We start from the raw sequence: 13,378 nt of genomic DNA, 5'->3' as shown, positions 1-13,378 counted from the left end.
CCGACCCTCTCACCGAAGTGTTACGTATAACTAAGTCCTCCATACGTACCATGACCGCGGTTCACCAGTCCAGACGAAGGAGCGCCGGTGCCCAGAGCCAGGACCCGCCCCACGAGCCGGGACGTCGCACGGGAAGCAGGCGTCTCCCAGGCCGCGGTGTCCCTGGTGCTGGGCGACAAGTGGCGCGGCCGGGTCTCCGAGACCACGGCGGAACGCGTCCGCGAGGCCGCGCGCGCCCTGGGCTACCGCCCCAACCTCGCGGCCCGCAATCTGCGGCTGGGCCGCACGCGTACGGTCCTGCTGGTCGTGCCGGCCCTCACCACGGAGTTCTTCGCGGGCGTCTACACGGGCGCGGCGCGGGTGGCGTCGCGGCACGGCTTCGGTGTGGTGCTGTACCCGTCCCCGGAGGGCATCGGCCCCGCCCGGGACCCCTTCGCCTCGGCGCAGGCGGCCCTGGACGGCGTGATCGCGTCCTCCATGGCTGCCGAGGCTCTGACGGCGATCCGGGGCGACCAGCTCCCCCTCGTCATGCTGGACAGCGACCCGTCCGCGCCCGGGACCACGGTGAACCTTGACATCGCGGACGGGGTCCGCCAAGTGGCGGAACACCTTCTCGGACTCGGCCACCGCCACTTCCTGCATCTCGCCGCGGATGTCCCGTCCTGGACCTTCGAGGTCCGCGCCCGCGAGCTGGAGGCGCGGCTCCGCCGGGTGCCGGGCGCGTCTTTGCGTACGGCTCGGTCGCCGATCTCGATCAAGGGGGCGGAGGCGGCCGCGGAGGCCGCGCTCACCACCCGGGAGGGGGTGACGGCGGTCGTCTGCGACGACGACCAGCTGGCGGCGGGCGTCTACAAGGCGGCGCGCCGCCTGGGCCTGCGTGTCCCCTCCGACCTCTCGGTCACGGGGATGGACGACCTGGCCCTGGCCACGGCGATCGACCCTGAGCTGACGACTGTCCGCCTGGACGCGGAACTGTTCGGCGAACGGGGCATGGAGGCGCTCCTGGCCGTCCTGAACGGGGAACCCCCCTCCGGGACGAACATCCCGGTCCACCTGGAGGTACGGGGCTCTACGACCCGGGTGCCGTGAGCCGCGGGGTGCGTCGGCGGGCCGGGCACGAATGCCCGCAACTGGCGAGGACGACAGTCACCCACGTGGGTGCTGGCCAGGGGGGGGCGGCGCACCTCGGCGCCAGCGAGGTGCCGCCGCGCGCACCCTCCCCCCACTCTCGGCTGCGCTCGAGCGGGACGTTCCCCCATCGCCCCAGCGGCACGCATGCCCGCGGATTGCGACAGCCGGCCCCAGACGGCGGGGGGCGCGCGCCACCGGTGGTGGAGCAGCCGCCCATGACGGGGAGGGGACGGGGTGGGGGTGGGCGCCCGCAGCGGCTGGCGCGTCCGCCCCGTTCACCACACAACACGCACTCTCGCGCCAGACCGAGGACGACCACCCCCACCGCGGCCCCGCACCACCACTTCACCCTGGGCGCTACGGCAACCCCCATCGGACAGGTGGATGCGCCGCAGGCATCAGACCGCAAGCCCCAGCTGCCGCCACAGGCACACGACCGCAGCCCCACCGGGCAGGACCCCTCGCAGCGGGCGCCCCCAGCGCCGGCTACTCCACGTCCCCACCCGACTTCGTCTCGTTCTGGCCGTCCGCCTCGCCCGCAGCTTCCAGCAGGCGAACCAACTGCCGACCCTCGATCCGCTTGAACTTCCTCTTCTGCGGCCGCGTCCGGTCCAGCACCGCCACTTCCAGCCGCTCCGCGGGAATCTCCCGCTCGCTCCCGTTCGTGTCCCGCGACAACGCCTGGACCGCCAGCCTCAGCGCCTCCGCCAGCGTCATCCCGTCCCGGTGCCGCTGGTCGAGGTACCCGCTGATCTGCTCCGCGTTGCCCCCCACCGCCACCGAGCCGTGCTCGTCCACGATCGAGCCGTCGTGCGGCAGCCGGTAGATCTGGTCCTGCTCCGGGGTCTCCCCGACCTCGGCCACCACCAGCTCCACCTCGTACGGCTTCTCCCCCACGCTGGAGAAGATCGTGCCGAGCGTCTGCGCGTACACGTTCGCCAGACCGCGCGCGGTGACGTCACCGCGGTCGTAGGTGTACCCCCGCAGATCGGCGTATCGCACGCCCCCGATCCGCAGGTTCTCGTACTCGTTGTACTTGCCGGCCGCGGCGAACCCGATCCGGTCGTAGATCTCGCTGAACTTGTGCAGCGCACGGGACGGGTTCTCACCGACGAACACGATCCCGTCGGCGTACTGCAGCACGACCAGGCTGCGGCCTCGGGCGATTCCCTTGCGGGCGTACTCCGCCCGGTCCGCCATCGCCTGCTGAGGTGAGACATAGAACGGCGTAGACACCGGTTACCCGTCCCTTTCTGTCGAAGTCACTGGACCACCCTGAAGGACCACCACGAGCCCCTGAACTCTGCCCTGCCCTAAAGCAACGAGGCCCGCGGCCCGTCCGGCTGCTCCAGCCTGCGCTCCAGCACGGACCGCGCGATGTCGGACGACTCGTCCTCGGAGAGCCGGCGATAGCCGTCCTCGGTGATCACGGTGACGATCGGATAGATCCGGCGCGCGACATCGGGACCACCGGTCGCCGAGTCGTCGTCTGCCGCGTCGTACAGCGCCTGCACCACCAGCGTGGTGGCCTCGGCCTCACTCAGATCCTCACGGAACAGCTTCTTCATCGCACCGCGCGCGAAGATCGAACCGGACCCGGTCGCGGCGAACCCGTGCTCCTCGGAGCGTCCGCCGGTGACGTCGTAGGAGAAGATGCGGCCCTTCTCCCGGTCCACGTCGTACCCGGCGAAGAGGGGCACCACGGCCAGGCCCTGCATGGCCATGCCCAGGTTCGAGCGGATCATCGTCGAGAGCCGGTTGGCCTTGCCCTCCAGCGACAGCTGTGCGCCCTCGACCTTCTCGAAGTGCTCGAGCTCGAGCTGGAACAGCTTGACCATCTCCACGGCGAGACCCGCCGTGCCGGCGATGCCGACCGCCGAGTACTCGTCGGCCGGGAAGACCTTCTCGATGTCCCGCTGTGCGATCACGTTCCCCATGGTGGCCCGCCGGTCACCGGCCAGGACCACACCGCCGGGGAAGGTGACGGCCACGATGGTCGTGCCGTGCGGAGCCTCGATCACGCCCTGCACGGGCGGCAACGTCCTCCTGCCCGGCAGCAGCTCCGGCTGGTGCTCGGAGAGGAAGTCCATGAAGGAGGAGGAGCCCGGCGTCAGGAAGGCAGCCGGCAGACGCCCGGTGCCAGAAGTGTTGGCTTCCACGAAGTTCCTTCCAGGTAGGCAGCTGCCCGACGAACAGCGTCGGGATCATCTCCCAACTTGCCGATGGCCGAATTGCAGTTGAAGCACATTACGCCACGGACCCTACCCGCCCCACAGCAATGATCCACATTTCCGACAACAGCTTCTGGAAGAGCCGGCCGCACTCCCCCCGCACGCCCGCGACACGCCCGCGACACGCCTCAGAGGCGAGCGAACGCCGCCCGCGACCGGCCACAGGACCGACCACGGACAGCGTCCACCTCGCACCACCGCTTCCGCGGTGACTGCCGAACCGGCGAAGCCGGTGAGGCTACTCGCCGCCCTTCTGCACGAAGGACCGAACGAAGTCCTCGGCATTGGCCTCGAGCACGTCGTCGATCTCGTCCAGGACGTCGTCCACGTCGTCGTTGAGCTTCTCGTGACGCTCCTTGAGGTCCTCCGAAGCCTGCGCCTCCGCCGCCTGCTCCTCGACCTCCTCGGTGGACCGCGTGGCCTTCTGCTGTCCGCCGCCGGTGTCCTTGGTCGCCATCACCCTCACCCCGCTCGGTTCGCCCGACACAGTTGCTCGGTCAAGATCAGACCCTACTCGCCGGGTCCGACAATGCCCCCGCAGTTGCTCCAGCGTACGGGGACCACCTCGATGATTCCCGGACGGGCGGATTTCCACCCCGTCCGGCCGGTCCGTCCCGGCCACCCGCAGGTACCCGGGACGGCGCGGATCACCCGCTCACCCGCCGGAAAGCACCCTGACCAGGTCTTCCGCCGTCCGGCAGCGGTCCAGGAGCGCCTTGACGTGATTACGCGTTCCGCGAAGCGGTTCCAGGGTTGGGACCCGCTGGAGCGAGTCCCGGCCCGGCAGATCGAAGATCACCGAGTCCCAGGAGGCCGCCGCGACGTCGTCCGCGTACTGCTCCAGACAGCGCCCGCGGAAGTAGGCGCGGGTGTCCTCCGGAGGCTGCGTACGGGCGCGCTCGACCTCGGCCTCGTCGAGCAGCCGCTTCATCCGTCCGCGGGCCACCAGACGGTTGTAGAGGCCCTTCTCGGGGCGCACGTCGGCGTACTGCAGGTCGACCAGGTGCAGCCGGGCCGCGTCCCAGTCGAGGCCGTCGCGGCGCCGGTAGCCCTCCATGAGCTCCCGCTTGGCGACCCAGTCCAGCTCGCCGGCGAGGCTCATCGGGTCGTTCTCGAGCCGCGTGAGGGTGTCCTCCCAGCGGGCGAGGACGTCCTTGGTCTGCTCGTCGGCGTCGTCCCCGAAGCGCTCCTCGACGTACTTGCGGCCGAGCTCGTAGTACTCCATCTGGAGCTGCACCGCGGTGAGCGTGCGGCCGCTGCGGAGCGTGACGAGGTGCTTCAGGGAGGGGTCGTGCGACACCTGGTGCAGGGTGCGCACCGGCTGGTCGACGGCCAGGTCCACGGCGATGAACCCGTCCTCGATCATGGACAGCACCAGCGCGGTCGTGCCGAGCTTGAGATAGGTCGAGATCTCGGAAAGGTTCGCGTCGCCGATGATCACATGCAGCCGCCGGTACTTCTCGGCGTCCGCGTGCGGCTCGTCGCGCGTGTTGATGATGGGGCGCTTCAGCGTGGTCTCGAGGCCGACCTCGACCTCGAAGTAGTCCGCGCGCTGGCTGATCTGGAAGCCGTGCTCGTGGCCGTCCTGGCCGATGCCGACGCGGCCGGCGCCGGTGAAGACCTGCCGGGAGACGAAGAACGGCGTCAGATGGCGCACGATGTCCGAGAAGGGGGTCTCCCGCTTCATCAGGTAGTTCTCGTGCGTACCGTAGGACGCGCCCTTGTTGTCGGTGTTGTTCTTGTACAGGTGGATCGGCTGGGCGCCGGGAAGCGCCGCGGCCCGCTCCGCCGCCTCCGCCATGATCCGCTCGCCGGCCTTGTCCCACAGCACGGCGTCCCGCGGGTTGGTGACCTCGGGGGCGCTGTACTCCGGATGGGCGTGGTCGACGTAGAGCCGCGCGCCGTTGGTCAGGATGACGTTGGCCAGGCCGATGTCCTCATCGGTGAGCTGGCTGGCGTCAGCGGCCTCGCGGGCGAGGTCGAAGCCTCGCGCGTCCCGCAGCGGATTCTCCTCCTCGAAGTCCCAGCGGGCCCGTCGGGCCCGGTGCATCGCCGCCGCGTAGGCGTTCACGATCTGGGACGAGGTGAGCATGGCATTGGCGTTGGGGTGGCCGGGGACGGAGATTCCGTACTCCGTCTCGATGCCCATTACTCGCCGTACGGTCATGCGGCCCTCCTTGCCCGGCGGCGTCCCCGGTCGGGGGCGCCGCAGTACCGCTGGCGCTCCGGTGCGTGTGCGGTGCCCGTCCCCGCACTGCGCGACTCGGCGGTACGGAAGAGCCTAGAACGCCTTTGCGCTGGTGGGGAGATCATTTGCGTCATTGCTGTGCTCCAGCCGTGGCACCGAAAAGCAGTCGGCTGCGGGTACCCGTGGTGGGCACCCGCAGCCGCCCTCGCTTTTACAGGTACTGACCGGTGTTCGCCACCGTGTCGATGGAGCGTCCGGTGTCCGCGCCCTGCTTTCCGGTGATGAGGGTGCGGATGTAAACAATCCGCTCGCCCTTCTTTCCGGAGATCCGGGCCCAGTCGTCCGGGTTGGTGGTGTTGGGCAGGTCCTCGTTCTCCTTGAACTCGTCCACGCAGGCCTGGAGGAGGTGGGAGACGCGCAGACCCTTCTGGTTCTTCTCCAGGAAGTCCTTGATCGCCATCTTCTTGGCGCGGCCCACGATGTTCTCGATCATGGCGCCGGAATTGAAGTCCTTGAAGTACAGGATTTCCTTGTCGCCGTTGGCGTAGGTGACTTCCAGGAAGCGGTTCTCCTCGGATTCGGCGTACATCTGTTCCACGGCGGTCTGGATCATGCTCTGGACCGTCATGGCCTTGTCGCCGCCGTGCTCGGCGAGGTCGTCGGCGTGCAGCGGGAGGCGCTCGGTGAGGTACTTGCCGAAGATGTCCTTGGCCGCCTCGGCGTCCGGACGCTCGATCTTGATCTTCACGTCCAGCCGGCCGGGACGCAGGATAGCCGGGTCGATCATGTCCTCACGGTTGGAGGCGCCGATCACGACCACGTTCTGCAGGCCCTCGACACCGTCGATCTCGGCGAGCAGCTGCGGGACGATGGTGTTCTCCACGTCCGAGCTGACACCGGAGCCTCGGGTGCGGAAGAGGGACTCCATCTCGTCGAAGAAGACGATGACGGGGGTGCCCTCGCTGGCCTTCTCCCGGGCCCGCTGGAAGACCAGGCGGATCTGCCGCTCGGTCTCACCGACGTACTTGTTCAGCAGCTCGGGGCCCTTGATGTTGAGGAAGAAGCTCTTGCCGGCGGCGACACCGGTGACCTCGGCGACCTTCTTGGCCAGCGAGTTCGCCACGGCCTTGGCGATGAGCGTCTTTCCGCAGCCGGGAGGCCCGTAGAGCAGGACGCCCTTCGGCGGCCGCAGCTCGTGCTCCTTGAACAGGTCGGGGTAGAGGTACGGCAGCTCGACCGCGTCGCGGATGGCCTCGATCTGGTTGCCGAGGCCGCCGATCTGCTCGTAGCCGATGTCGGGGACTTCCTCGAGGACGAGCTCCTCGACCTCGCTCTTGGGCACGACCTCGTAGACGTACCCGGAGCGGGGCTCCAGGAGCAGGGCGTCGCCGGCGCGGATGGTGACGTCCAGCAGCGGCTCGGCGAGCCGCACCACCCGTTCCTCGTCGGTGTGGCCCAGGACCAGGGCCCGCTCGCCGTCCTCCAGGATCTCCTTGAGGGTGACGATCTCGCCCACTCGCTCGAACTTCATGGCCTCGACCACGTTGAGCGCTTCGTTGAGCATCACTTCCTGGCCGCGCCGGAGCTCCTCCAGCTCGACGTTCGGGCTGACGTTCACCCGCAGCTTGCGGCCGCCGGTGAAGATGTCGGCCGTGCCGTCCTCGTTCGCCGCGAGGAAGACGCCGAAGCCGGCCGGGGGCTGGGCGAGCCGGTCGACCTCCTCCTTGAGGGCCACGATCTGGTCGCGGGCCTCACGGAGGGTGCTCGCCAGCCGTTCGTTCTGGGCGGACACGCCGGCCAGATTGGTCTGCAGCTCGACGATCCGCTCTTCGAGAATTCTCGTGTGCCGCGGAGAGTCGGCGAGCTTGCGTCGCAGGACGGCGATCTCCTGCTCAAGGTAGGCGATCTGCCCGGCCGGGTCGTCGGACCCGCGTCCCGGGCGGATGCCGCGGTTCATGTCGTCGTCGTGGGCTGCCACGGTCCTCACCTCCTCCAAGGGGAGCTGGACGCTTCCAGACCCTACCTGGGCGGGTGTCGATTGAAACCCCTAGATCACAAAGACGGTCGGGGTGTGTCCGATCTTCACCCTTGCGCTCTCCCTCACGCCAGGGGAATACCCAACGAGAATGATCGGAACCCAGTCGGCGTTAGGGTCGACGTGTTCAACACCCGTCAGAGCTGGCCTGATTCCCGCACAGCTCGGCGAACCCGACGGCAGGAGAGACGATCGTGCAGCAGGAGGCCGCAACCGGCGCCGAGGCCCTGGAGGTCTGGATCGACCAGGATCTGTGTACCGGCGACGGCATCTGCGCCCAGTACGCGCCCGAGGTGTTCGAGCTGGACATCGACGGTCTCGCGTACGTGAAGAACGAGCAGGACGAGCTGCTCCAGGACAAGGGCGCGGCAACGCCCGTCCCGCTGACGCTCCTCACGGACGTCGTCGACTCCGCGAAGGAGTGTCCCGGCGAGTGCATCCACGTACGGCGCGTCTCGGACAGCGTGGAGGTGTACGGGCCCGACGCGGGGTGACCGCCGCCGCACGGCGGGTCACACCCGGTTCGTCCGTCCGATTCCCTCACACGCCCGGGAGCGTGTGGCCGGCGCGCGCCCGCGTGCGGGTCACACGCTCCGCGCGTCGGAGGGCGCGGAGCGGACGAACGCGCCGTTCTCCCAGCGCCACTTCACGGTCTCGCGCACGTCGGGACAGCAACGGGGCACGTCGGTGGACGAGTAGCCGAGCAGCGTGGCGACGACGTCCCCGTCGCGTACGGCGAAGTCCTCGACGTTGGTGCGGTCCTTGGGGTCGACGAGCGTGGCCACCACGCGCGGCTCGGCGCCGGCGGCCCGCGTGACCACGTAGACGCCGTCGGGCGGGGTGCCCATCGGGGCGTCGCAGTGGACCGCGGCGACCGTCTCGGGGCGGCCGTCGCCGTCGAGGTCGCCGGACGCCCGCTTCTTCACCACCAGCTTCACGGGGCCGCAGTCGAGCGGGAACTCCACGTCGGCCGGGTCCGGCGGCAGCGCCTGCGCCGGCGCGTTCTTGGTGTGCGGGGCGCCCGGCGCGGCGGCGGTCGCGTGGTCGGGCTGCAGGACGGAGGAGAGCGCCACGACACCGGCGACGGCCGTGGCGGTGGCGACCCAGTGGATGGGCCGGGCGTGCGTGTGGGCGAGCTCCGGTACGGCGGAAGACTGCACGAGGAGTGTCTCCTGTGAGGGCTGTGCCGGTGGGGGGTGGCCAGCATCGTGCCACACGTCACAGGACGGAGGGAACGGCGGGGTCCGCAGTCGTCCCGCGAAGGTGCCGTGGGGGTCCGGTGCGGGCCCAGGCGTCAATGCGTCGGCGCCGTGGCGCAGTTCCTGGTGTCGTACCGGAACCGCGCCACGGCGCCGTTGCGTTGAGGGGGTGCGGACCGCGTCAGCGGCCGGTGCCTCCGTCGGCGTTGGGGCCGGAGTAGTCCTCGCCGTAGGCGCCCTTGGCCGGGCGGCGCCGGCGCATGGGCGGCTCGACGCCGTCGGCGAGCCGGCGGGCGGTGAGGAGGAAGCCGGTGTGGCCGATCATCCGGTGGTCGGGGCGGACGGCCAGGCCCTCGATGTGCCAGTTGCGGATCATCGTCTCCCAGGCGGTCGGCTCGTTGAAGCAGCCGATCTCCCGGATGGACTCGACGGTCCGGGCGAGCTGGGTGGTGGTGGCCACGTAGCAGCAGAGGATGCCGCCGGGGACGAGCGCCTTGGAGACGGCCTCCAGGCACTCCCAGGGGGCGAGCATGTCGAGGATGACGCGGTCGACGTCCGTGTCGGACAGGTTGTCCTGGAGGTCGCCCACGGTGAGCTGCCAGGCGGGGTGCGGGCCGCCGAAGTAGCGCTCGACGTTCTGCCGGGCGATGTCGGCGAAGTCCTCGCGGCGCTCGTAGGAGTGCAGCATGCCCTGGTCGCCGATGGCGCGCAGCAGGAAGCTGCTGAGCGAGCCGGAGCCCACGCCCGCCTCGACGACGCGCGCGCCGGGGAAGATGTCGGCGAAGGCGAGGATCTGCCCCGCGTCCTTCGGGTAGACGACGGCTGCCCCGCGGGGCATGGACAGGACGTAGTCGGGGAGCAGGGGGCGCAGCGCGAGATAGGCGACGTTCCCGGTGGTGCGGACAACGCTGCCCTCGGGAGCGCCGATCAGTTCGTCGTGGGGGAAGGAACCCTTGTGGGTGTGGAAGTTCTTCCCGGCCTCGAGCGTGAACGTGTAGTGGCGGCCCTTGGGGTCGGTCAGCTGTACCTGGTCCCCGACCTTGAAGGGCCCGCGCCTGCGGGCGGCACCGGTCGGTTCGGACATGTGACCAGCCTACCGGTCCCGGGAGGGCCGGCCGACCACGGCCGGCGGCGGGGGCGGGCGGGTCAGGAGGGGCGCGCCATGGCCTTGACGAAGGCCCGCTCCACGTCGGCGGCGGACAGCACGCCGTAGATCTCGCCGGTCTCCTCGACCACCAGGTACTCGGTGGCGGGCGTCGCGCGCAGCGCGTCCAGCAGCTCCTCCCCGGCCAGCTCCGCGGAGACGCGCATGCCCTCGGTGATGTCCTGGGCGAGGGTGCCGACCGGCACCCAGGGGCGCCGGTGCTCAGGGACGCCGACGATCGCGGCCTCGCGGACCAGGGAGACCGGCACGCCTTCGGCGTCGACGACGACCAGCGCGCGGGCGCCGGCCGCGTTGGCCCGGCGCAGCGCCTCGGAGAGCGGGGTGTCGCTCTCCACGGGGACCGCGCGGCGGGTGAGGGTGCGGGCGCGCAGCTCGGGCAGGTGTTCGCGCAGGCGTGCCATGCGCAGGCTGTTGCCGGCGCCGGTCCAGATGATCGCGGCGAGGATGGCGGCGAGCAGCGCGTCGAGGACGGTGTCCATGCCGACGTTGTCCACGGCGTCGGAGCCGAGCGCCCCGGACTGGGTGAGCAGCGGCAGCCCGATCAGCACGCAGACGGCGAGGGCGCGGCCCACCCAGGCGGCGGCGACGGTGCCGGTCATGGGCCGGCCGGTGATCGCCCAGACGACCGCGCGGAGCATCCGGCCGCCGTCCAGCGGCAGGCCGGGCAGCAGGTTGAAGGCGGCCACGATGAGGTTGGACACCATCAGTCCGGCGAGCAGCACGCCGGGCACGCTGGCGGGGTCGACGGCGAGCAGGCCGAGGTAGAACAGCCCGGCGAGCACCAGGGAGAGCAGCGGGCCGACGAACGCCAGCACGAACTCTCTGCCGGGTGTCTCGGCCTCCTTCTCGATCTCGGAGACGCCGCCGAAGAACTGGAGCTGGATGCGGCGCACCGGGAGCTTGAAGCGGAGGGCGGCGAGGGTGTGGGCGAGCTCGTGCACCAGCACGGAGGCGTAGAAGGCGACCGCGAAGAACAGGGAGACCAGGTAGCTGGCCGCGCCCAGCTCGGGCAGGACGCGGTCGATCTGGCCGCCGAACACCCAGGTGATGAGGATGGCGACGAGGAACCAGCTGGGCGCGACGTACACGGGGACGCCGAAGGGGCGGCCCATCAGCAGCCCGCCGCGCTTGCGCTCCTCGGGGCGCTGCGGGGCCTGTCCCTTGCCGTCGCCGGAGTGGGCGAACGGATGGTCGGGGTGGTCAGGATGCCCGGGGGGAGTGTGGGAGGGGCGGGCGGGGGGTTCGGTGTGCGCCGGGGTGCGGTGCCGGTCCTGGCCGGGCGCGGGGGCCTGGCCGTCGGGGGCGGTGCCGTGGTCCGGGCCGGCACCCGTGTCCTGCGGTGTCCCGCCCTCGGGCCCCTCGGGCCGGGCGTCCTGCGTGTCGGCGGGCGTCGGGGCGGAGGGGGTCGTGGGAGCGTCGCCGGTGCCGCCGGGGGCCTGGGCCTCGGGCCCGGTGTGCTCGGCCGACTCGTCGTTGCCGGGCCGCGGCTGTCCGCGCCCGCCGCTTCCGTCCACCGGTGTCCCCTCGTTCGCTGCGTCTCCCGCGCCTGCCGGACGGGAGGGTCCTGGGTCGATGGTATGCGGCGTCCGCCGCCCCTTCCGCCCCGCACCCCTGTCTGTACCCCCTCGTTCCCCTTCCTCCCCACCCTCCCCCCGCGCGTCCTCCCCACCCTCCCCCCGCGCGCCCTTCCCGCCCTCGCGCCCCGGGGGTTGTCCACAGGGTCACCGCGATGTCGGCGGCGGGCCGTAAGGTCTGTGGTCATGGAGACGAGCACCGAGGGCGCGACGCGGCCCGACATCGGCCCGGCCGGGCCCGGCGAGGCAGCGGACACGGTCGTGGTCACCGGCCCCCCGGCCGATCCGCCCGCCGGTCCTCCCCCCGCCGTGCCGCCCGCCTCGCTGTCGCCGTCGCGTGCGAGCGACTTCATGCAGTGCCCGCTGCTGTACCGGTTCCGGGTGATCGACCGGCTGCCGGAGAAGCCGAGCGAGGCGGCGACCCGGGGCACTCTGGTGCACGCGGTGCTGGAGCGGCTGTTCGACGCCCCGGCCGGCGACCGCACGGCGCCGCGTGCGAAGTCGCTGATCCCCGGCCAGTGGGACCGGCTGCGCGAGAGCAGGCCGGAGGTCGCGGAGCTGTTCGCGGACGACCCGGAGGGCGAGCGTCTCGCGCGCTGGCTGACGGAGGCGGAGGCGCTGGTCGAGCGGTGGTTCACGCTGGAGGACCCGAGCCGGCTGGAGCCCGCCGAGCGGGAGCTGTTCGTGGAGGCGGAGCTGGACTCCGGGCTGCGGCTGCGCGGCATCATCGACCGGGTGGACGTGGCGCCCACGGGCGAGGTGCGGATCGTCGACTACAAGACGGGCAAGGCGCCCCGCCCTGAGTACGCGGAGGGCGCGCTGTTCCAGATGAAGTTCTACGCCCTGGTGGTGTGGCGTCTGAAGAACGTGATCCCGCGCCGCCTCCAGCTGGTGTACCTGGGCAGCGGCGACGTGCTGACGTACGACCCGGTGCTCGCGGATCTGGAGCGGGTGGAGCGCAAGCTGCTCGCGCTGTGGGAGGCGATCCGGCGGGCGACCGAGACGGGCGACTGGCGGCCGCGTCCGACGAAGCTGTGCGGCTGGTGCGACCACCAGGCGCACTGCCCGGAGTTCGGCGGCACTCCCCCGCCCTATCCCCTGCCCTTGAGGGCGCCTGAGTCCGGCGTTGCCGAGCAGGGCAGAATGGGGCCGGACTAGCGAAGGAGACTTACGTGGCCATCCGCGTCCTACTGGTCGACGACCAGCCGCTGCTGCGCACCGGATTCCGGATGATCCTGGAGGCCGAACAGGACCTCGCGGTCGTCGGTGAGGCCGGGGACGGACTCCAGGCCCTGGACCAGGTGCGGGCGCTGCAGCCCGACGTGGTGCTCATGGACATCCGCATGCCGCGGATGGACGGGGTGGAGGCCACGCGCCAGATCACCGGCCCGGAGCGCGACGGCCCGGCGAAGGTGCTGGTGCTGACGACGTTCGACCTCGACGAGTACGTGGTGGAGGCGCTGAAGGCGGGGGCCAGCGGCTTCCTGCTGAAGGACGCCCCGGCCAACGAGCTGGTGCAGGCGATCCGGGTGGTGGCCGCGGGTGAGGCGATGCTCGCGCCGAGCATCACGCGCCGGCTGCTGGACAAGTACGCCACGCATCTGCCGTCCGGCGAGGAGCCGGTGCCGGACACGCTGCACACGCTGACCGACCGCGAGGTCGAGGTGCTGAAGCTGGTGGCGCGCGGGCTGTCCAACGCGGAGATCGCCGCCGACCTGTTCGTCAGCGAGACCACCGTGAAGACGCACGTCGGCCATGTGCTGACCAAGCTGGGCCTGCGCGACCGTGTGCAGGCCGCCGTGTACGCGTACGAGAGCGGGCTGGTGCGCCCCGGCGCCCAATAGCGCGCACGTCG

12 protein-coding genes and 1 pseudogene are annotated in these 13,378 nt (G+C 71.0%); 4 read left to right on the top strand and 9 right to left on the bottom strand.

From position 1 onward, the window contains the following. The first annotated feature begins 87 nt into the window (after positions 1 to 87). A complete protein-coding gene (locus ACQY0Z_RS17285) occupies positions 88 to 1,089 on the top strand; it encodes a LacI family DNA-binding transcriptional regulator (RefSeq protein ID WP_189902635.1) in 1,002 nt (333 codons plus the stop codon). Positions 1,090 to 1,617: 528 nt separating this feature from the next. Here the strand turns inward: ACQY0Z_RS17285 and prcA are convergent. The 6 genes and pseudogenes from prcA to arc all read right to left on the bottom strand — a co-directional run bounded on the left by prcA (position 1,618) and on the right by arc (position 7,528). Continuing rightward, a complete protein-coding gene (gene prcA / locus ACQY0Z_RS17280; RefSeq protein ID WP_254586278.1) occupies positions 1,618 to 2,367 on the bottom strand; it encodes a proteasome subunit alpha in 750 nt (249 codons plus the stop codon). Between the two features lie 77 nt (positions 2,368 to 2,444). Beyond that, on the bottom strand, positions 2,445 to 3,290 hold the full coding sequence (prcB, locus tag ACQY0Z_RS17275; protein WP_093765793.1) for a proteasome subunit beta: 846 nt from the start codon (positions 3,288 to 3,290) through the stop codon (positions 2,445 to 2,447). Next, positions 3,242 to 3,460 (bottom strand): annotated as a pseudogene (locus ACQY0Z_RS17270) (endonuclease domain-containing protein); the annotation flags it as partial. The gene prcB and the pseudogene ACQY0Z_RS17270, both read right to left, overlap by 49 nt. A 140-nt stretch (positions 3,461 to 3,600) precedes the next feature. After that, positions 3,601 to 3,819, bottom strand: coding sequence for a ubiquitin-like protein Pup (locus tag ACQY0Z_RS17265; protein ID WP_086699042.1), 219 nt, complete (start codon positions 3,817 to 3,819; stop codon positions 3,601 to 3,603). A 198-nt stretch (positions 3,820 to 4,017) separates the two neighbouring features. Beyond that, entirely contained in the window at positions 4,018 to 5,529 is a 1,512-nt protein-coding gene (gene dop / locus ACQY0Z_RS17260) for a depupylase/deamidase Dop (protein ID WP_337662769.1), read from the bottom strand. Positions 5,530 to 5,761: 232 nt separating this feature from the next. Then, positions 5,762 to 7,528: a proteasome ATPase gene (gene arc, locus ACQY0Z_RS17255; protein WP_439812498.1), complete on the bottom strand. Its 1,767-nt coding sequence runs from the start codon at positions 7,526 to 7,528 to the stop codon at positions 5,762 to 5,764. Positions 7,529 to 7,779: 251 nt separating this feature from the next. Here arc and ACQY0Z_RS17250 point away from each other — a divergent pair, with 251 nt between their 5' ends. Beyond that, a complete protein-coding gene (locus ACQY0Z_RS17250) occupies positions 7,780 to 8,079 on the top strand; it encodes a ferredoxin (protein WP_136237672.1) in 300 nt (99 codons plus the stop codon). A 90-nt stretch (positions 8,080 to 8,169) separates the two neighbouring features. Here ACQY0Z_RS17250 and ACQY0Z_RS17245 read toward each other — a convergent pair whose 3' ends face one another. The 3 genes from ACQY0Z_RS17245 to ACQY0Z_RS17235 all read right to left on the bottom strand — a co-directional run bounded on the left by ACQY0Z_RS17245 (position 8,170) and on the right by ACQY0Z_RS17235 (position 11,463). Next, positions 8,170 to 8,745 (bottom strand): hypothetical protein, encoded by a 576-nt coding sequence (locus tag ACQY0Z_RS17245; RefSeq protein ID WP_254586276.1) that lies wholly within the window; start codon positions 8,743 to 8,745, stop codon positions 8,170 to 8,172. Positions 8,746 to 8,965: 220 nt separating this feature from the next. Further along, complete coding sequence (locus tag ACQY0Z_RS17240; protein ID WP_019522703.1) at positions 8,966 to 9,868, bottom strand: tRNA (adenine-N1)-methyltransferase; 903 nt, start codon at positions 9,866 to 9,868, stop codon at positions 8,966 to 8,968. A gap of 62 nt (positions 9,869 to 9,930) precedes the next feature. After that, positions 9,931 to 11,463: a site-2 protease family protein gene (locus ACQY0Z_RS17235; RefSeq protein ID WP_189902625.1), complete on the bottom strand. Its 1,533-nt coding sequence runs from the start codon at positions 11,461 to 11,463 to the stop codon at positions 9,931 to 9,933. Positions 11,464 to 11,709: 246 nt separating this feature from the next. On the opposite strand from ACQY0Z_RS17235, the gene ACQY0Z_RS17230 reads away from it, so the two are divergent. After that, the gene (locus ACQY0Z_RS17230) at positions 11,710 to 12,681 is read left to right on the top strand and encodes a RecB family exonuclease (RefSeq protein ID WP_189902624.1); all 972 of its coding nucleotides are present in this window, start codon (positions 11,710 to 11,712) and stop codon (positions 12,679 to 12,681) included. Between the two features lie 14 nt (positions 12,682 to 12,695). Beyond that, positions 12,696 to 13,367: a response regulator gene (locus ACQY0Z_RS17225; RefSeq protein ID WP_006132284.1), complete on the top strand. Its 672-nt coding sequence runs from the start codon at positions 12,696 to 12,698 to the stop codon at positions 13,365 to 13,367. Positions 13,368 to 13,378 lie beyond the last annotated feature (11 nt).

It is taken from the genome of Streptomyces sp. P9-2 (assembly GCF_051903975.1).
Taxonomy (GTDB): domain Bacteria; phylum Actinomycetota; class Actinomycetes; order Streptomycetales; family Streptomycetaceae; genus Streptomyces; species Streptomyces cellulosae.
The sequence above is the reverse complement of the archived record's forward strand: the minus strand, read 5'-3'. Positions and strand labels throughout refer to the sequence as shown.

Bases quoted from the DNA above. Each gene is read 5' to 3' on its own strand.
- ACQY0Z_RS17265 (WP_086699042.1), bottom strand. From the start codon at position 3,819: ATGGCGACCAAGGACACCGGCGGCGGACAGCAGAAGGCCACGCGGTCC.
- dop (WP_337662769.1), bottom strand. From the start codon at position 5,529: ATGACCGTACGGCGAGTAATGGGCATCGAGACGGAGTACGGAATCTCC.
- ACQY0Z_RS17240 (WP_019522703.1), bottom strand. From the start codon at position 9,868: ATGTCCGAACCGACCGGTGCCGCCCGCAGGCGCGGGCCCTTCAAGGTC.
- ACQY0Z_RS17230 (WP_189902624.1), top strand. From the start codon at position 11,710: ATGGAGACGAGCACCGAGGGCGCGACGCGGCCCGACATCGGCCCGGCC.